A 20,160-nucleotide genomic window follows, 5' to 3' on the forward strand; every position below is an offset into this window, starting at 1 on the left:
GCAGAATAACAAGGGTGCTGAGCATGCAAGCATGACAGCATCAGGCACAGATAATCGGAGGGTACACATGAGTATGGATAAATTAAAAGTAGGCGTCGTGTACGGCGGAAAATCGGGCGAGCATGAGGTGTCGCTGCAAACGGCGTTTGCTGTAACAAACGCATTTGATTATGAAAAGTATGAACTGGTTCCTTTTTATATCTCCAAGCAGGGTACGTGGAAAAAAGGACCTGTCATGCATGCGCCGTTCGCGCAGATTGAAGACTTGAAGCTGGAGCAATCGGCGGGTGGAACGCAGGATGCGCTGAACGCCCTGTTTGGCCGTTTGTATGGCGGAGCAGAAGCGCTGGACGTGATGTTCCCTCTGCTGCATGGTACGTTTGGAGAGGATGGTACCATTCAGGGCATGTTTGAGATGGCGGATATGCCATATGTAGGTGCAGGTGTACTGGCTTCTGCTGGCGGCATGGACAAAGTGGTCATGAAAAAGCTGTTTGCACAGGCTGGCATTGACCAATGTGCCTTTACGTATTTTAACGCGACACAATGGAAGCAGACAGAGCACGAAATGATCGTACAGGTCGAAGATCAGCTGGGGTATCCTTGTTTTATCAAACCGGCAAATCTGGGCTCCAGTGTAGGCATCTCCAAAGCACGTAACCGCGATGAGTTGAAGACAGCTGTCGAGTTTGCACTTCGGTATGACACGAAGGTTGTCATTGAGGAGTTCGTTGAAGCACGCGAGGTTGAAGTCAGCGTCCTCGGCAATGACGAGCCCATGGCTTCCGTTCCAGGTGAGATCGTATCCTCCGGTGAGTATTATGACTATGCAGCCAAGTATATTGATGGTCAATCACAGATGCTGATTCCAGCTCCACTGGACCCAGAGGCCGCAGATCGCATTCGCGAGGCAGCTTTGCAGGCGTTCCGTGCGATTGAAGGTAACGGTATTTCACGTGCCGACTTCTTCATTCGGAAAAATGACGGCGCTTTGCTTATTAATGAAGTCAACACCATGCCTGGTTTCACACCATACAGCATGTATCCACTTCTTTGGCGTGAGACAGGTGTATCGTATGCAGAACTGCTGGATCGCATGATTGAGCTGGCACTGGAGCGTTACAACCGCAAGCAGGCACTGAATTACGAGAACGGCGTACAGGCGTAGCCTGCGACCACAAGATCAGGAGGGATATGCATGGGATTTCAGACTGAATTCAATTCCGTATGCAAGTTCAAGAATGAGCAGGAGCTGTTCGAACTGCTTGAATACGGACGCGGCAAAATGGTCAAACAGGGCTTCCGGGTATTTCCTACCGGCCAGAAAGTGATTGCATACACACCGGATAACGTGGCTGTAGCCATCGTCAAGATCGTGGTTTCCATTGCGGAGATCAACTTCCAGGGGCAAGAGGTAACCGAGGTGGAGATGCAACTCATCCGCAAATTGACTGAGGAAGAATCACGCATTCAGACTGCCCTTGCGGATGAGATGTTCTTTGGGGAGCAAGCACAGGAGTAGTTATTGACTGTAAGTGCGGGTTGGAAGGACGGATTTGCCAGAATACGATTATGGTCACTCTTTTAGGGTAAAACTTGGTTATATACAGTGACGGTACATCCTGACGGCTGAATATGCCGTGCAGGTTCTCCGCCCTAATAGAGAGGAAGAGATTCATGCTCGTACGCTTTGGTTACGTGGCAATGTCCGTGCTTATAGAGAACGCCTCGCCTTCCCGGACCATGACCATGTCGAGTTTTAACAAAATCGATGACAGGGAAGCGGCGATCCGCAAGCTCGAACGGATTGCAGCCGAGAACCTGCACAATACATTACGTTTGCTCAGGCACAACAAGGGTAGCCATATTCATGTATATCGCTTCTCTTCCAAATTGATTCCACTGGCAACACACGAGGACCTGAATGACTGGGACCCGTTCCCGGCGCTGAAGCAGGACTTTGCGGCCATTGGTGATTTTGTGAAGGAAAATCATATGCGTGTGTCCTTTCATCCGGATCATTTTACCGTACTTAGTACCCCCCGCGAGCAAGTTCTGCACAACTCGATTCGCGACCTTCGTCATCATGTTCGGATGCTGGATGCCATGGGGCTGAATGCCACTGCCAAGAACAATATACATATTGGTGGTGCATACGGGGACAAGCCTTCGGCGGCGCTTCGTTTTGAAGAAAACTTTTTGAAGCTGGATCGGGACATTCAGGAGCGGCTCACACTCGAAAATGATGACAAAACGTTCAATGCGCCTGAGACACTTGCCGTGTGCCAGCGCTTGGGATTGCCCATGGTACTTGATATCCATCACCATTGGGTGAACAACGAAGGAGAACAGGCATGGGATCTGTGGCCTGATATTCTAAAGACCTGGCAGTCACCGCTTGCCCAGGCAGATTCACCGGCTGATCAGCCATTGCCACCCAAAATCCATGTCTCCAGTCCAAAGAGTGAGAAGGATCTGCGAGGTCATGCCGATGGTGTGGAGGTAGAGCCTGTGCTCGATTTCTTGCGTCATATCGCAGCAGACACCCCAAGACTTGACGTGATGATTGAGGCCAAACGCAAGGATGAGGCTCTTGTGCAACTGATGCAGAAGCTGGCATTCTATCACGAAGAGGGTGTGGAGTGGGTGGACGAGTCTACCGTCATCATTCATCCGTAGTGCCAAAAGGGGCCTGGGCAACGAGAAACTTTACGACCTGTGGGGCGTATACTTTTAACAAGTATTTCAACTTTTCGTAGATTGATATAGAAAGTAGAGTGAACGCTTTGAATGAGAAGGAAAAGACACCTTATGTCGTGACAAGCAAAAGCTATACTGCCGTTGCCATTAATGCAGCTTCCAAAGCTGGCGAATGGATCAAAAGCCGTCTTGGGACGGTAGCTGAACTTGGCACCAAATATTCACCCCAAGATCTGGTGACCGAAGTGGATAAAGGAGCGGAGCAGATGATCCGCCGCCTGATTCTTACGCATTTTCCCCACCATGCCATTCTGGGTGAAGAGGGCGTCGAACCGGGACCGGAAGCTTCGGCAAAAGCACTGAAAGAGGCTGAGGAAGAAGAGTTCCTGTGGATTGTTGATCCTGTGGATGGAACGACAAACTTTGTACACGGATTTCCGTTTTATTCGGTGTCCATCGCATTGGCTCACAATGGTGAAGTCATTGTCGGCGTGATCTACGACCCTTCCCGTGATGAAATGTTTGTTGCGGAAAAAGGGAAAGGAGCATATGTTCACGGAAACCGGATGCTTGTATCTGGTGAACAAGAACTGGCTCAGAGCCTGATTGCGGTTGGATTCCCGGCAGACACAACCTTTGCGTTGCCACTGAATATGGCCGCTGTGCAGGCGCTTGCTCCGCAAGTTCGTAACTTGCGTGCAGGCGGATCTGCCGCCCTCCATCTGGCATATGTTGCCGCAGGACGTCTCAGCGCCTACACCGAAGTTGGATTGAAACCGTGGGATATTGCCGCAGGTGCGCTGCTGGTTGAAGAATCTGGTGGCAAGGTGACCGATACCATCGGAACGCCTTACCAACTGTCTGTGAATCATGTCGTTGCCAGCAATGGCAAAATCCATGATGCACTGACGGATGTGCTGAAGGAAGCGAAGGCTACCGGCTTGGAATGAAATTCATTATAAGGAGCGAAAACAATGGATGAATCCAAAGAACTGGAACGACGGCTCAGTGATATGCTGACGGAAGGGGACATGGAAGAGTCCGGCGACACCAATCAGCGTGAACGCCAGCTGATTCCTCCCAAATATGAAGTGCGAATCCAGACAGAACGTGATCCAATTGTCGAGGAAACGTTAAAGTACCGGAAGATGGCACGTGAACTGGATGATCGTTATGATCGATATCTGGAGCGAGCTACCGGGAACAAACCGGAGAGCGACAAGGGTCATTTGATTGCTGAAGATTCAGATAAGCCGCAATCTTAATTAATCACAGAACGTCATATCTGAACTTAGTAAATAACAGGCTCCCCTTCAGGGAGTCTGTTATTTCATGTGTGCTCTCAGTAGAGAGGACAACACCTACTTTAAAATGATAGAATAGAGTAACACCAACCTATGTCATTGGAATGACCAATGTACTATATATTAGTGTAATTATAGATTTGCGAGAAGGAGTGCTACCTGAATGAAGCGTAAACGTATATGGGAAAATACAGCTGCCGGTTTAACGGTAAGCATGTTGGCAGGAATGCTGCTCTTTACATCATCTGCATTGCCTGCACACGCGGCTGACACCAAAACCGGTGTATTGCCAGCGGGTACAAACAAGACTTCGCTGACAGCGAAGAAAGATGCAGTAGCCGCAACCAAGGAGTTCCGCATCGTCACATTGGGAGATTCCATAACGGTAGGTTATGAGCCCAACACAAAAGAATTGCCTTATGGTTATGTAGAACGTCTCCAGGAGCAAGGTTTGCTGCATGGACGTACACAGGTGGACAACTACGGGATTGCCGGATTGAAAACCAGTGGTCTGAAAAACTTTACTACTGCAATTAAGGATGGCAAAACGCTGACTTCTGAAGCCATTCAACCAAGTCTTCCTGATCCAAGAGCGGGACAGATCGGAGCCAATACTGCTGCAATCCGTGAGAGTGTAGCACAGGCCAATCTGATTGCAATTACCATTGGGGGAAATGATGTATCTGAGCTTCTCGGTACAGCAGACAAACTGAGTGATCAGGATCTGCAAGCGAAGGTAAAAGAATTACTCGCAACATATACAGCCAATGTAAGTGCAACGATTAATGATATCCATGAAATTAATCCGACAGCTACAATTGTCATCGCCGATCAGTATCAACCGATGCCAGAAGTAGCAGGCAAGGCACTCTATGCCAAACTGATGGAGGCATCTCAAGGTTTCACACAGACCATTGATGGCATTGCAGCACAATTCACTGCTCAGGGTACCGATGTCAAAGTCGCACACGTGGCCAAGGAGTTTGTTGGTGGTGAAGGCACGATGACACATATGATCAAAGATCGTGATTTCCACCCGAACCAATTTGGATATGCGGCCATTGCCGAAGTATTTGCCAAAACAATCTGGGGCGACTACACCAAGCTGACTGCACCTGCGACAGGTGAGCCGATGAACATTATTGTGAGTGGCAAAACATTAAATACTCCGTACAAACCGATTATCCGTAACGGCAAAAACTTTGTGGCGATTCAAGACATCGTAAACGCTGTCGGGGCTACTACGGTGTGGGATAACAAAACTTCAACCGCAACCATTACATATGGAGACCGGAAAGTTGCTGTGAAGATTGGTGCCAATGCTGTGAAGGTAAATGGAGCATCGGTTACTGTGGATACACCTGCATTCCTGAATAAGGTAGGCAAAGAGTCCAAAACATATGTACCACTTGCCATGGTGGCTGAAGGTCTTGGCTTTGATGTGCAGTATGTAGCGAAGCTGAAAACTGTTTTTGTTAACCCGTAAATTGTATTTCATACTTTAACATGATGTTATTCAACAGCCAGAATACCTTGATCTGTTCAAGGTATTCTGGCTGTTTTGTGTTCTTTTTGAGTTGCTGACACAGATGTATACCTTCTCTAATGACCTAAAATGTTGCATAAATATATCTTGTCAGATGACCAATGGATGTGTAAATATGAAAATAACTTACAATAAAACCACTAATGCATAGTATGACAGGCACCCCTCGCAAGCCAAAGGAGCGCTTAGGATGAACAAAATTAAGAACGCTTTCACAACACTGCCGATTCATCACAAAACGATTCTTCTCATCGGACTTTTGATGTTGATCAGCTTTACGTTTTATGCGTCCGTACTCCGATATGTGTTCAGCATCTATGACCGCCAGATCTATGAGAAATCCTCGCAGGTCCTCAATATGTCTTCGGTAGGTATTGAGAATCAACTTCGTGAAATTTCTAATCTCTCCTTCAAGGTGATGTCGGACGAGCCGCTTCAGCAATATCTGCTCCAACTGAAAAAGGCCGAAACGGGTTACGAGAAAAATGGATTGCGTAAAAAAATTACTAACAGGTTAGTCGCATATGCCGGTTCCGAAAAATACGTCTATTCCATGCTATTTATCGATAATGATAATAACGTTATGGCCGCAGGCAATCGGGAGGGAATTTCGGAGTCGAAGCAAAAGGAACTGGTTGCACTGGGACAGCAATACTCGGGCTCCAATGCATGGCATACCAGTGGGGATAAACAGTCCCGACTCTTGTCGGTTCGACAGGTGAAATCCTTTATTGGCGGAGCATTTACATTGGAGGACCTTGGCACACTGATCATCCGCGTCCGGCTGGACCGAATTGTACAGGACCAGATGCAAGAACCGGCTGAGGACTCCCAATTACTCATTACGGATGGAAAAGAAGTGATCTATCCAACAGAATCGTCGGTCAGTGAAGCCGAGATTGAGTCTGAACTGAAGCGTACCCAGCCCTATGGAATTGCCATGTTGGAGCAGGGGAGACACTTTGTAGCTCGTGCTCATTCTTCCTATACGGATTGGACCTATCTGTACACAACCCCGTTTGACCAGATGTTTAAAAAGATCCAGTTTGTCAAACAGTTGGTCACGGTGATCTTCATCATGATTTTTCTGGCGGCGCTTATCATTGGAGCGAGATTCTCTCGCAGTATTACCCATCCGATTGCACAGTTGATCAAAAAGATGCGTAATATCGAAAAAGGCGATTTGGATAAGCTGGAGGAGGCTGCTCTCGGCAATGTTCCGATATCTCCACAGAATGAGGTTGGGCTGCTGCATCGCACATTCAAGATGATGCTTCAACGGATACGTGAATTGATTGATGAGAATTATGCGAAGCAACTGGTGATTCGTGAGACGGAGTTGAAAGCGCTTCAGGCGCAGATTAATCCACATTTTTTATACAACACGCTGGAATCGATTAACTGGCTGGCTAAAGTACAGAAGCAACGACAGATCTCGGAAATGGTTGAGGCTCTCGGATTTCTGCTGCGTAGCTCTGTGAATATGTCCGAGAAGTGGATCACGCTGGAAAGAGAGCTGGACATTGTCCGCAGTTACGTGACGATTCAGCGCACTCGTTTTGAGGAAAGACTGGACTTCGATATGGAGATTGCCCCGGAGGTAGGAACGGCGCGGATACCGAAGTTAACATTACAGCCTCTGGTGGAGAACGCCATACATTATGCACTCGAACCAAGCATTGACCCTTGCCGGATTCGGATTCGGGCGAGAGCAGAGGGAGATAAGGTGATTATTGAAGTTGAGGACGACGGTCCGGGGATGACACCGGAATTCCTGGAACAGCTACACGAAGGACGTATTCAGACAAGAGGACAGGGCATTGGGTTATCTAACATCCAGGAACGAATCAGACTGACCTTCGGTGATGAAGGTGGAATGGTGATGAGCAGCAAGCCCGGATCAGGAACTGTAGTATCGATCAGCATACCTTGGATCAGAGAGGACGATGACGATGTACAAAGTGATGCTCGTAGATGATGAACGTGTCATTCTGGAGGGGATTTCCCAAGTGGTCGATTGGGCCGCGGCAGGTACGGAATTGGTGGGTACAGCGAGGAACGGGATCGAAGCATTGGACAAAATTGGGCAGTCGCGACCCGATATTATTATTACGGATATTTCCATGCCAGGTCTGGATGGTCTCGGACTCATAGAGAAGGCATCTGAAGCATACCCGGGAGTACGTTTCATTATGTTATCCGGCTACAAGGAGTTCGAATATGCCCGCAGAGCGATGCAATATGGTGTGAAGCATTATTTGCTCAAGCCCTGCAACGAGAATCAGATCCATGATGCGTTAACTGAACTGTTACAGGAACATCAGGATGCCCAGGTGAAGGAGCATGTTGCCGGTGAGATGAAACAGCGATTGCAGCGTGTCCTTCCACATGTGAAGGAGCAATTTCTGCTGGAGTTCATGACCAACCGCACCTATGGGCCGGTTGATCTGGAGTATTATCAGGAGCTGTTTGATCTGGAGCTTGAAGAGAACGCAGTTCGGTTACTGCTGTTCCGAATTGTAGACGAACATGATTACAGTCACTTATTTGCGATCAAAAACATTGCCAGTGACCTGCTCCCACATGTCCTGTTAAGCACAACCATTGAAGGCAAACTCCTCATTCTGCTCGCGGATTCAGCTGATCCGGCCGGACTGAAAGAAAGTATTGAAGAGGTTAGGGCTGCATTCACCAGACTATATAAATTGGAAGTGACCGCTGCGCTGAGTGAAGCAGATCGAATGATTCAGTCCCGGCGGTTGTTTCGTGAGGCGTTGCAGTATCTGAACCATCGCTTCTTTATCGGTGAAGGCAAGCTGATTACGAAGAATGATCTGGTACTGGCCGGAGAATGCGACGGATTGCATGTAGAACAGGATGCCGAGCAACTGTGTCAGTTGATCAAATCGGGCAATACCGAGGAAACAGCGGTAGAGGTGGAGCGTCTGTTTGATCTATTATCACGTCAGCAGCTGGAAATCGAGGTGACTCGCTCTTATGTAGTGCAGCTCTACTCGGCGATGGTGCATGTCTGTCCACCTGAGGAGGCAACGGAATTCACCCAGCGTATGGCAGAACTGCCGCATATCGATACGTTATCTGGTTTGAAGTCTTTTGTTGCAAGCAGTACAGCCCGATTAACTTCCGGTTATTACAAAAACCATATCAGTCGCCAGTCTTCTGCCGTGGAGAAGATGATGGATATCGTGGATCGTCATTATGGAGAGGCGGATCTCTCTCTCAATGGAGTTGCCCATCAGATGCTCTATATGAATCCAGATTACCTGGGCAAGATTTTCAAAAAAGTCACAGGAGAGAATTTCTCCAACTACGTGAATCGCCTGCGCATTGAACGCGCATGTGACCATATTCGCAGAGGCGGAGATGTGAAAGTATTCGAGCTTGCTGAATTGTTCGGATTTGGCGGGAATTCACAATATTTCAGTCAGGTGTTCAAAAAGTGGACTGGTATGACACCTACGGAATTCCGCAGAATCGGCATATAACAATGGACTGCCAATCATGTGATTCATGTCTGGGGAGGACGAACAGCGCCGAGAGGGGACTGTTGTCCTCCTCTGTTTTTTGAACCAACAAGACGGTTTTGTGTATTCAACTATGGTCGTACATTTGCGAAAATGACATTAACAAGTTTGTGAAAGCGTTATCAGAAACGAGAAGATAACTCTTTCATACAACCATATCAACATAAAAGGGGAGATTGGCATGGTGAAAAAGGCAATATTCCTGATGATGGCTGCTTTGCTCGTGTTTACAGCGGCATGTAGCTCAGGTGGGGGAAATGAAGGAGCATCTGGAGATGACTCAGTTACCCTGCGGATCGCTTGGTGGGGCTCGGATGCAAGGCATGAATATACACAGAAGGTCATCGACCTGTACAAATCGAAAAACCCGAATGTCAAAATCGACGTGGAATATGCTTCATTTGATGACTACTGGAAAAAGCTCGCACCACAAGCAGCGGCAAATCAGTTGCCTGACATCGTTCAGATGGATATTTCCTACATCAGCCAATATGCACAGAATGGTCAGCTTGAGGATCTAGCGCCTTATCTTGGCAACCAGATCAAAGTGGACGATGTGTCCGAGAATGTTATCAGCACAGGTGTAATTAACGGTAAACAATACGGTGTACCTGCCGGTGTTAACGTTCTGGGCTTCCAATATGATCCGGCATTGCTTAAAAAAGCAGGCGTGGATGCAATCCCTGACAATATGACTTGGGAATCGTACGAAGCACTGGGTAAACAAACCGCAGATAAAGGTCTGTATTTGGATGGAGGGATAGCTCCGGATATTTTCTTCCACTACTTCCTGCGTACCAAAGGATTGTCGCTTTACAATGCGGAAGGAACAGGTCTTGGTTATGATGATGATCAATTGTTTGTGGAGTTCTTCGGACTTATGCGCCGCATGATCGAGCAAGGTGCAGCACCTACGCCGGATGTAGCCAACCAAACCAAAGGCATTATTGAGGAATCAGATCTCGTGAAGGAAAAAGGAATTGGCGTGTGGCAATGGTCCAACCAGTTCGTAGCCTTACAACAGGTAGCGAACCGTCAACTCGAAATCGCCCCAATGCCAGGACCAGATATGGAAAAAGGACTATATATGCAGCCAAGTATGTACTGGGGTGTGACGTCCAACTCCAAAGTGAAGGAAGAAGCGGCTAAATTCATTGATTTCTGGGTGAATGACGTGGAAGCCAACAAACTGATCAAAGGTGAGCGCGGTGTGCCAATTTCAGGAGCAATCAAAGAAGCTATCGCACCTGAGCTGAGTGACGCAACGAAACAAGTCTTTGAATTCGTAGCAGCCATGGAGCCTAAGGCTTCACCAATGAGTTCTCCGCCACCGGTTGGTTCACCTGAAGTAATCTCTTCCCTGGCAGATGTGGTTGAAGAATTGAACTTTGGCAAAATTACACCTGAACAAGCAGCAGAGACATTCCGCAAGAACGCCGAATCTGTACTTGCGAACAATAAATAACAGTTGAATGATGGCTTGCTCGTCCCACTTCAGGGATGGTCGGGAATGGGGCTACTCGCAAATGCGAGGGCCTTTCCCCGTCCAGATGACCGAAGCCAGGATGAGGGAGCAAGCTGATCCATGAAGGAGGTTCGTTCCATTGAGGCAGTATTCGTCGTTACGTAGAAACTTAACTGGATATGCGTTCATAAGCCCGTTTATTATTGGTTTCCTGGGCTTCACACTCATCCCCATGTTTGTGTCCTTATATATGTCGTTCACGAGTTATAACTTGTTCACTTCTCCGCGGTGGATTGGGCTTGATAACTACACCAAAATGTTTTTTGATGACCCGAAATATTGGAACTCGGTCAAAGTGACGTTTCTGTATGTATTCATTGGGGTACCGTTAAGGTTGATCTTTGCCCTCTTCGTAGCGATGGTCCTAAACACTGGCTCTCGTATGATTGGAACGTACCGGACGCTGTATTACCTGCCATCCATAATCGGTGGTAGTGTGGCCGTATCCATTATGTGGCGTAACCTCTTCAGTAATGAGGGTGTTATCAACAGTGCTCTAACGGCAATCGGGATCGGGCCTATAAGCTGGTTTGGTGACCCGAATGCGTCCCTGGTTATGCTCATCTCACTGTCTGTGTGGCAGTTTGGTTCGTCCATGCTGATCTTCCTGGCTGGTCTCAAAAATATCCCTACTGAGATGTACGAGGCAGCAGGTGTGGATGGCGCGAACCCTATACGGAAATTTTTCAGCATCACTTTGCCACTGCTTAGCCCGATCGTCCTGTTCAATATGATTATGCAGACGATTGGAGCATTCATGACGTTTGTACCTGCCTATATTATCTCCAAAGGCGAAGGCGGTCCAATGGACGGTACGATGCTGTACTCTCTATATCTGTTCCGTCAGGCATTTATGTTTAACAACATGGGTTATGCTTCGGCCATGGCTTGGATCATGCTGATCATGATCGGTATACTCACGGTAGCTGTGTTCCTGACATCCAAGTACTGGGTGTTCTACGAATCTGAAGGAGGGAAGTAACGATGGTTTGGAGAAATGTGAAATGGCCCATTTATCACCTGTTCGTTGCAGCTCTTGCCCTCCTAATGTTGTATCCCGTACTTTGGATGCTCTTCAGTTCATTCAAGGAAAGCCGTACGATATTCGTCACAGCGGATACCCTGTTTCCTGCGGAGTGGATCTGGAGCAACTATGTAGATGGCTGGAAAGGCACAGCGGGAAGACCGTTCATGGATTACATCACGAACTCACTTGTAATCGTAGTGATATCTACCATCGGTGCTGTGATATCGTCATCGCTGATCGCTTTTGGTTTTGCCAGACTGAATTTCAAGGGACGCACGTTCTGGTTTTCCTTGATGATGTTAACACTGATGTTGCCACATGACGTGGTATTGGTTCCTCAGTACATCATTTTCACGAAGCTCGGCTGGCTGAATACTATCTTGCCAATCGTTGTACCTACATTCTTCGGAATGCCGTTTTTCATCTTCCTGATGGTACAGTTCATTCGAACGATTCCGAAGGAGCTGGATGAGGCTGCAACCATCGATGGATGTAACAAATTCAGACTGTATATCCAGATTATTATGCCGCTGATCAAGTCTTCTCTGGCGACTGCAGCCATTTTCTCCTTCTACTGGAGATGGGAGGATCTGCTCGGTCCGGTATTGTACCTGAACTCGCCTGATAAATACACCGTGTCGATGGCGCTGAAAATGTTCCTCGATAGCGAATCTGCTTCCAACTGGGGTGCAATGTTCGCCATGTCCATCGTCAGTCTGGTTCCGGTTGTAGCTGTGTTCTTCATCTTCCAGAAACAAATTGTTCAAGGGATGAGCACCAGCGGATTGAAAGGATAAGCCAGATTACTGTATCTTCGTATCTTCGCCCGAATGAACGTTTACGAAAGTTAACCAAGGAGGTTATCGCTTTTGAATAAAGCTCAGGGTAGTCAGGCCGTTGCCATGGAGGCAGCGGCAGAGGGCAAGGCAGTGTCCGTGACCAGCTGGAAGTTTAACTTTGGACCAGACTCGGGAAGAGCAGATGAGACAGGGGATTATCTGAAAGTAACTGCAACAACCGCATATGAGGAACGCGGAGGGTACGGATTCGAGGCAGGATCCCTGGTGTATGAGAAACAACGCATTCGTGATGACGATGTGTCGGATCCCTCGAAACAACATCATAACAATCCGGGGCAGACAACCATGTCTGCCCGATTGCGTTCAGGTTTCTGTATTCCGCTCAAAGCATCGTTCATCGTGGATGTTCCCGACGGAACCTACCAAGTATTACTTGTTGCAGGGGATGAATTGGCTGAGACAGTGACCCGCGTGAAAGCTGGTGAAGGCAGACTTGTACTGCCAACCATTCGCACACTTCCCGGACAATGCGCAGAGGTTAGATTCTCGGTTGTTGTTCGCGGCGGCAGACTTCGTCTGTCATTCTCCGGTCCTGCACCGAGAATTAATGCTTTGGAGATTACTCTTGCAAATCAGACCATGACCGTATTTCTTGCTGGGGATTCAACCGTAACAGATCAGCCGGAAAGTGGATATCCGTATTGCGGTTGGGGCCAGTTATTGCCAGCACAGTTCAAACATGATGTGGCAGTGGATAATCACGCCCAGTCAGGGCGCAGTTCCCGCAGTTTTATTAATGAAGGAAGATTAAGCGCCATTCTGGAGCGAATCAAGCCTGAAGATTTTCTGTTTATTCAATTTGGACATAACGATGAGAAGCCGGACCCTGAACGTGGGACGGACCCATTCACAACATATAAGGAATATTTGAAAAAGTATATCGATGCTGCACGCGAAGCCAAGGCTCGTCCGGTGCTCATCACCCCGGTGCATCGGCGCTATTTCGCGGATGATGGCACATTGACCGATACGCATGGCGATTATATCATCGCAGTGCGTGAGCTGGCAGAAGAGGAAGATGTTCCGCTGATCGATCTGGCTGAGCGCAGCCGTTTTCTGTTCGAGCAGGCGGGCGTTGAAGGCACCAAGGACGACTTCATGTGGGTACTGCCAGGCGAGTATGTGAACTTCCCCTCAGGCGTGGAGGATAACACGCATTTTCAGGAACGAGGCGCCCGCCGCCTTGCCCAGCAGGTAGCAGAAGCCATCCGCGAGTTGCAATTGCAACCGTTGCAGATGTATCTGCGGTAGGTTCATGCCCTTAATAATTAAGCGAGTTAATTAAATAACGAGCCAGCAAAAGTTGCCCAGCGAATAGCGAAGGCAATAAACTTTTAAAAAACAGCGAGCGTAGCAGCGGAGGAGGGCGGAATCGGGTAGAGGGAGCGAAGCGTCCGCCTTTGGAGCGGGATTTCCCCTGCTGAGGGGGAATTGAATAGAAATCCCGAGCCAACAGCGGCCCACAGCCCGATCCGCCCGCCAAAGCGGCTGTCCTGCGAGCTATTCAGGGTTTAAAAGCTGTAGCGAGTTAAACGAAGTAACGAGCCAGCAAAAGTTGCCCAGCGAATAGCGTAGGCAATAAACTTTTAAAAAACAGGCGAGCGTAGCAGCGGAGGAGGGCGGAATCGGGTAGAGGGAGCGAAGCGTCCGCCTTTGGAGCGGGATTTCCCCTGCTGAGGGGGAATTGAATAGAAATCACGAGCCAACAGCGGCCCACAGCCCGATCCGCCCGCCAAAGCGGCTGTCCTGCGAGCTATTCAGGGTTTAAAAGCTGTAGCGAGTTAAACGAAGTAACGAGCCAGCAAAAGTTGCCCAGCGAATAGCGTAGGCAATAAACTTTTAAAAAACAGGCGAGCGTAGCAGCGGAGGAGGGCGGAATCGGGTAGAGGGAGCGAAGCGTCCGCCTTTGGAGCGGGATTTCCCCTGCTGAGGGGGAATTGAATAGAAATCACGAGCCAACAGCGGCCCACAGCCCGATCCGCCCGCCGAAGCGGCTGCCCCGCGAGCCCACAGGTTTTAAGAGTTGCCCCCGCGAATGAGCCCAAGAAATCCCGAGCCAACAGCGGCCCACAGCCCGATCCGCCCGCCAAAGCGGCTGCCCCGCGAGCCCACGCATTTTTAACCTATATTGCACTCGCAAAAAAAAGGAGGATGTATATCAATGACACCTGACCAGACAAAATCAGGCACATCTGCCCGTAAGAATGTTTCAGCAACTACAGGTCACACCTACTGGGTCATTCCGGATGGTTACATTCCCCCGGAGAGCCGGGGCACATTGGAGAGTCATGAGAGCATCTGTGTACTGAACACCAGTGCCACGGATGCGGAGCTGCACATCACGATTTATTTTGAAGACAGAGAACCACTCGAAGGTATGGTCGCCGAAGTGCCAGCGAGAAGGACAAAGCACATTCGCACTGCATCGCTACGATTCGGGGAGCAGTCTATTCCACCGGGCGTGCCTTATGCGATTACGGTTTCGAGCAATATCCCTGTTATCGTCCAGTACAGTCGTTTGGACACGACCCAGCCTGAATTGGCTTTGATGAGTGTCATGGCGTATCCATTAGGATAACTTCCCCAATCGACAGCATGGCTGGAGATGGTAAGAAGCCCCGTAACCTTGCATTCAATGCAGGTACGGGGCTTCTATTTCTTCATTTATTCACTGTATTTATACGTGCTCGCATTCAGGATATCCACGTGAACCTCCACTTTTCCAAGCTTAAAACGTTGGAGTGGATCCGCCCGGTTATAGACTTCCTGTTTCCATAAGGGAAGGTTGTGGCGATATAAGTGTTCCACAAGACCGTATGAATCGATCTTGCGTTCCTTGGTTTTTTCGAACGTATCTCGGATTTGGGATTCGATCTGTTTCTCGGCTTCTTGTTCCATGGCATCTGGAGACCGAGGAGCCCCATGATCTTCGGTGATGGCGCTTTTGACCGTGGTAACCAGATCAAAGGTGATGCCATCACCTTGCTTCTTCGCCTTGATTTTTGTCTTGGGATGATGAAGCAACAAGGTTAAATCAGGAGTTTTTCCACCATTCCCATATACATATAGTGGGTACTGATGTACCCGCTCATAATTTACGTATCGTGTACCATCTGCGTCTGCGCCTGCAACTCTACCCTGACTTGTGCCTTTGGATATCACATAAAATCCATCCATTCTAACAAGGGGGGGCGTTTTATCGCCGTTGAACCAAGTCTCGTTCCTCGTTGACACCGAGGGTAAAAGAACGACAGAAGCGGGTTCCCGTAATCCATCAAGTAGCTGATGGAGCCGGATAGGTTCGTAAGCGGAATGCTGTTTGTATAGTCTCATGGGCTCAAATAATTCAATGGTCTGGGCGGATTGGTTCAACAATGCAGAGGGAGAGAGTACATCCGGAATGTTATGCTCTGTAGCGTAGATCCAGGGTGTATATCTCAATTGGCCTGAATGAAGAAGTGTATTAAAGATATCCTCCAGTCGACCATCCAAGACTCTTTTGGATAAAACAATAGCTTTAACATGAGTCCAGAGTGTTAGCTGCTGTGACGTTTCATACAAGTCGTTAATAGCCATGTTCAGTGTTGTACCCTCGCCCCGTCCAGTCCAGATATCCCTTGTCTCCCGGGAAGTTGGTGTTTCCTGTTTTGCAATACTGGAGAAGTCAATCAGTTGGGCATACGCAATATACTGGTTGTCTACATAGTCAATTCCTATCGCCGTAATGAAGTTTATACTTTGCACCTCTTTGGAATCCCAGCACCCCGTTAGCAGGATCAAGCAGCTTATAAGAAGGCCACTTATGGATACCCATCGTTTCACGGACGTTTCCTCCGGCGGGTAGAATCCTGTGTATGAAGTGCTTCTGGGCGCTTGGTTCTTTTCATGGAAGGTGGCATGGATACGGCCTGAGTGAAGTCTCCGGGAATGTAGGGAGATACAGGTGACAGATAGGATACGCCATAACACTCCAACGATACGAGGTGCACCAACAAGGCTAATAGTCCGATCATAAAACCGAATAATCCAAGAATGGAAGAGATGAGTAACATCCCGATCCGGATATGGGCAGTAGCCCCGCTTAGCACAGTGTTCACGAGAATATAACTAGAGATGACCGAGATCGCTACCGTGACAATAATGGTAGGGGACGTAATCCCGGCGCGAATGGCAGCATCTCCAATAATAAGCCCGCCGACAACGCTGACCGTTTGCCCCAATGCACGTGGCAACCTACGCCCAGCTTCGTTAAATAGCTCGAACATAAAAATCATCAGGAACGCTTCCAGTGTCACCGGCATGGGCAGGCCCATTCGAGTGCCAGCAATCGTTGCCAGAAGAGGCAGGGGAATCTGTTCCACATTGAAACTGGTCAGGCCGATATAGAAGGCTGGGAAGAAACAGGCAATCAGCAGTCCGGATATACGCAAAATTCGTTCGAAAGTAACGATGAAAAAGGGTGTACTTTCGTCCTCCGGAGACTTCAATTGATTGAAAAGTGTAGTTGGTGCGATGACCGCTACAGGAGAACCTTCAATGAGAACGGCAAAACGTCCGTTTAACAGGGAATCAACGACAAAATCAGGACGCTCGGTATTATCTGTAAGTGGAAAGATACTCCGAATCCCTCCCATGACAGCTCGTTCCATGATTGAGGTACCCAGAATGCCATCAATCTCAATCTGATCCAGATTGTGCCGAGCTTCTTTCAGAATGTCTGGATTGATAATATCTTTTACATATAGAAGTCCAATGGCTGTCTGGGTACGACCGCCTTTGACATATTTCTCATAACACATCGAAGATGTTTTCATTCGTTTGCGTATAAGGGCCACGTTGGTAGTGAGTTCTTCGGTGAATCCATCGCGCGGGCCTTTAACTGATGTTTCAATAGCTGATTCTTCTGGACTGCGTCCCGGGATATCAGCAATATCCACACTGCAGGACTGCACACCATTGCCGAAAATGATCAGTAGTTGTCCACTAAATATCAACATATTAAGCTTGTTAGTATCTGTGAGGTCATCCAGCGGATTCAATGTTAATCCCAGTTCTTTAGGATGTGATTCCTCAATGATCAGAGAGTGCTTTTCCAGACGAGGAATAATAAATTGGTTAATTTGTTTACCGTCGACGAGACCGTCGCAATAAAGCAGAATTACGGGCTGATCCGATTCATCTTTGACAGGAAAGGTCTGAATAACGACATCTGCACATGGATCGAACTGCTCTTTCAAAGAGGCAAGCAGTGTTTCATGGGACGTGGTGTTAATCGCTTGATGCTCCATGATGTTTCCTCCTCTGATGGCGTGAATGGATAAAGGCAACCGTCGTCGCGATAATCGCAAGTCCGCTCAGATATACGAGATTGAACGGGAATATGTATTCGACCAGAAGCTTTTCGAAGGTCATATCATCCAGAGGGTATAACATGATCAGAATAAAGAAAGCACCTAATGAGATACAACTGATGAGTCTTCTGGTGGAGCTCTTAATATTCCATATTTCTACTACAATATACATGGCGAGACTAATACGGGTGAACGAGCCTGCGAGCCACTGGTAGATGGAAAAGAAGTCGGTCTGGGCGATGTATTTGCCCAAGGAGGCGATTCGCCATTCTTCAAAGGCGGGATATCGCATTTTGGCAGCCTCAAAAGGATCAAATTCCACAATCGCCCCGATGAGTGGGCCGACTGTCAGTCCCACAAGAATGAGTGCGAGCATCAGATACTGCCATACACGTATACGTTTGGTGAGGTGAGGCTGGATATACCAGATGAACAGCAGTTCAAACATGCCTGCAAGACTGTAAATCATGCCATTCAGCACTGGATGCCAGCCATGTTCTAACACAGGCAGTAGACGACTGTAATCCTTATATTGAGTGTTCACAATGGCAACATAGAAGCCCAGCAGTACCACCAGTGGAAGGATCAATCCTGCCGTAAATGCCAGTGAACGAATACCTTTATACGCAGCGTAGGCACAGAGAGTCATCAAAGCAATACTGGTTACCAATATTGGCGTTTCTGTCAGGTAATTTGTTTTGGCCCAAGTCGTGGTTTCGTGCAGGGTGAAATAGATTGCGCTCAGAAAAAAGAGACTGTTACCCACTCGAAAGAACAGACCGATAGGCTTGCCGAGACGGGATGTTAACCATTCATGCAGGGTTTGATGCTGGAGGAAACGAGAGACATAGGCGAGCATTAGCGCAAATATCAGAAATGGTCCGGCTGATAACAGGACGGAAATCCAAGAATCCCTTTTGGCCGCAGCCAAAAGGGCAGGAATAATCAGAACATGGCTGATCAAGCCAACGGACAACATGATCAACATCATAGCTTGTAAAAAAGAAGGTTGTGTTCGTTTCATGCTGAGGGGTCCCCTTTTCCCAGTAGACTGTCCTCAGCAGTGTTAACGTGATTGGAGCGCTTCATACCGTCAGTCGAAATAACGAATACCCATGGCTTCTTTTACCTCTAAGATCGTTTCCCGAGCCGCTCTCCAGTCAAAATGCGGGGGTTGGGGAGGATGGGAGCGTATAACTCGTTGAACCGGCGAACCAACTTCCGCGCTGTCTCAATATGGGGAATCATGCTTGTATCCCACTGACCAGCCTATGTTTGCGACCGCTCATATTGGTGCCAAGCACACCGGCGATAATTAACAATGCACCAATATAGTGATGGCTACCCACTGGTTCATGCAATATCCATGCACCTCCTACGATGGAGATGAGCGTGGACAGATTGCTGAATACACTCATTTGCGAAGCCTCCAGATGAGTAAGGGCATAGCTCGCAAGCAGGGTAGAGATCATGGTGGAGAGAATTGCCAGATAAGCGAGTGCACCCAGATAGGATGTATCTCCAAGCGGTTTGATGTAGTCCATCATGGAGCCGTTGGACGCATGTCGGATCAGGGAAGCGGCGTTAAATACAACACAGCCAACCATCAGTGTGACCCAGGTTAATTCCATTGGTTTATACTTCTGGGTTAATGGTCTTGCAAGCACACCATACCCTGCAAAACAGACCGTGGATAGTAGCAATAATGCAATACCCTTCAGGTTACCTATAGACATGCCACTTCCTTGCATTATGAAAATAAAGACCACTCCGGCGACAGACAGTAGCAGGAACAGCTTCTGCATCGTTGATGTACGTTCTTTCAGGAAAACTGAAGCGAGAACGAGTGTGAATACAGGGGCCATAGCCTGAATAATTCCGGCTTCCGATGAGTTGGAAGAGACAAGTCCAAAGGCTTGAAAGGCAAAAAATAAGACGGGAGATAAAAGCCCCAGTGGAATGATGCGCCACATATCACGAAGGCTCAGTCGGATTTTGATCCAGCCAAAAATGACAGGAATGCTGACAACGATCAGCGACAGCGCGAATCGGTGGGCAAGCACATCAATGGGATGTGCAACAGTGACGGTCATTTTAACAAATAAAAAAGATAGACCGATAATAGCTGCGTACAATACAGCTGCGATATAGGCGTATCCCCGAGTGTGTGTTGTGTTCATGAATGCTCCTCCAATACAGTAGTCATAGCGCTTTATCTTTCATTATCCTGAATTATGTCAGGTTCAAGGCATGTGCTGGCCTTATTCAATATACTGCCAGGTGCATCGTGCTACAATAGATA

17 protein-coding genes are annotated in these 20,160 nt (G+C 48.1%); 13 read left to right on the forward strand and 4 right to left on the reverse strand.

Annotated elements, in window-relative coordinates:
- The first annotated feature begins 67 nt into the window (after positions 1–67).
- The 13 genes from MHI55_RS03890 (at position 68) to MHI55_RS03950 (ending at position 15,085) form a co-directional block, all read left to right on the forward strand.
- On the forward strand, positions 68–1,168 hold the full coding sequence (locus tag MHI55_RS03890; RefSeq protein WP_036614110.1) for a D-alanine--D-alanine ligase: 1,101 nt from the start codon (positions 68–70) through the stop codon (positions 1,166–1,168).
- A gap of 30 nt (positions 1,169–1,198) precedes the next feature.
- Complete coding sequence (locus MHI55_RS03895) at positions 1,199–1,522, forward strand: hypothetical protein (protein WP_036614107.1); 324 nt, start codon at positions 1,199–1,201, stop codon at positions 1,520–1,522.
- Positions 1,523–1,677: 155 nt separating this feature from the next.
- Entirely contained in the window at positions 1,678–2,679 is a 1,002-nt protein-coding gene (gene uvsE, locus MHI55_RS03900) for a UV DNA damage repair endonuclease UvsE (protein ID WP_074093415.1), read from the forward strand.
- A gap of 98 nt (positions 2,680–2,777) precedes the next feature.
- Positions 2,778–3,650: an inositol monophosphatase family protein gene (locus MHI55_RS03905; protein ID WP_036614103.1), complete on the forward strand. Its 873-nt coding sequence runs from the start codon at positions 2,778–2,780 to the stop codon at positions 3,648–3,650.
- 24 nt (positions 3,651–3,674) lie between these two features.
- Entirely contained in the window at positions 3,675–3,965 is a 291-nt protein-coding gene (locus MHI55_RS03910) for a hypothetical protein (RefSeq protein WP_340388909.1), read from the forward strand.
- Between the two features lie 202 nt (positions 3,966–4,167).
- Positions 4,168–5,490 (forward strand): stalk domain-containing protein, encoded by a 1,323-nt coding sequence (locus MHI55_RS03915; protein WP_340388911.1) that lies wholly within the window; start codon positions 4,168–4,170, stop codon positions 5,488–5,490.
- A 250-nt stretch (positions 5,491–5,740) separates the two neighbouring features.
- Positions 5,741–7,528, forward strand: coding sequence for a histidine kinase (locus MHI55_RS03920; RefSeq protein WP_076254942.1), 1,788 nt, complete (start codon positions 5,741–5,743; stop codon positions 7,526–7,528).
- Positions 7,503–9,056 (forward strand): response regulator transcription factor, encoded by a 1,554-nt coding sequence (locus tag MHI55_RS03925; RefSeq protein ID WP_047841421.1) that lies wholly within the window; start codon positions 7,503–7,505, stop codon positions 9,054–9,056. Before MHI55_RS03920 ends, MHI55_RS03925 begins: the two co-directional genes overlap by 26 nt.
- Before the next feature lie 220 nt (positions 9,057–9,276).
- Positions 9,277–10,560, forward strand: a complete 1,284-nt coding sequence (locus MHI55_RS03930; protein WP_339189914.1) for a sugar ABC transporter substrate-binding protein — start codon at positions 9,277–9,279, stop codon at positions 10,558–10,560.
- A 139-nt stretch (positions 10,561–10,699) separates the two neighbouring features.
- Complete coding sequence (locus MHI55_RS03935; RefSeq protein ID WP_047841423.1) at positions 10,700–11,602, forward strand: sugar ABC transporter permease; 903 nt, start codon at positions 10,700–10,702, stop codon at positions 11,600–11,602.
- A 2-nt stretch (positions 11,603–11,604) separates the two neighbouring features.
- The gene (locus MHI55_RS03940; RefSeq protein ID WP_017690747.1) at positions 11,605–12,444 is read left to right on the forward strand and encodes a carbohydrate ABC transporter permease; all 840 of its coding nucleotides are present in this window, start codon (positions 11,605–11,607) and stop codon (positions 12,442–12,444) included.
- 72 nt (positions 12,445–12,516) lie between these two features.
- Complete coding sequence (locus MHI55_RS03945; protein ID WP_340388912.1) at positions 12,517–13,758, forward strand: rhamnogalacturonan acetylesterase; 1,242 nt, start codon at positions 12,517–12,519, stop codon at positions 13,756–13,758.
- A gap of 910 nt (positions 13,759–14,668) precedes the next feature.
- Entirely contained in the window at positions 14,669–15,085 is a 417-nt protein-coding gene (locus tag MHI55_RS03950) for a sensory rhodopsin transducer (protein ID WP_340388914.1), read from the forward strand.
- 86 nt (positions 15,086–15,171) lie between these two features.
- Here the strand turns inward: MHI55_RS03950 and MHI55_RS03955 are convergent, their stop codons facing one another.
- The 4 genes from MHI55_RS03955 to MHI55_RS03970 form a co-directional block, all read right to left on the reverse strand.
- Positions 15,172–16,329 (reverse strand): Ger(x)C family spore germination protein, encoded by a 1,158-nt coding sequence (locus tag MHI55_RS03955; RefSeq protein WP_340388916.1) that lies wholly within the window; start codon positions 16,327–16,329, stop codon positions 15,172–15,174.
- Positions 16,326–17,795 (reverse strand): spore germination protein, encoded by a 1,470-nt coding sequence (locus MHI55_RS03960; protein ID WP_340388918.1) that lies wholly within the window; start codon positions 17,793–17,795, stop codon positions 16,326–16,328. The genes MHI55_RS03955 and MHI55_RS03960 overlap by 4 nt, the downstream gene beginning before the upstream one ends.
- Positions 17,776–18,882 (reverse strand): endospore germination permease, encoded by a 1,107-nt coding sequence (locus MHI55_RS03965; protein WP_340388920.1) that lies wholly within the window; start codon positions 18,880–18,882, stop codon positions 17,776–17,778. The genes MHI55_RS03960 and MHI55_RS03965 overlap by 20 nt, the downstream gene beginning before the upstream one ends.
- A gap of 220 nt (positions 18,883–19,102) precedes the next feature.
- Complete coding sequence (locus MHI55_RS03970) at positions 19,103–20,038, reverse strand: DMT family transporter (protein WP_340388923.1); 936 nt, start codon at positions 20,036–20,038, stop codon at positions 19,103–19,105.
- Positions 20,039–20,160: the final 122 nt, after the last annotated feature.

The organism is Paenibacillus sp. FSL E2-0151 (assembly GCF_037993015.1).
GTDB classification, from domain to species: domain Bacteria; phylum Bacillota; class Bacilli; order Paenibacillales; family Paenibacillaceae; genus Paenibacillus; species Paenibacillus amylolyticus.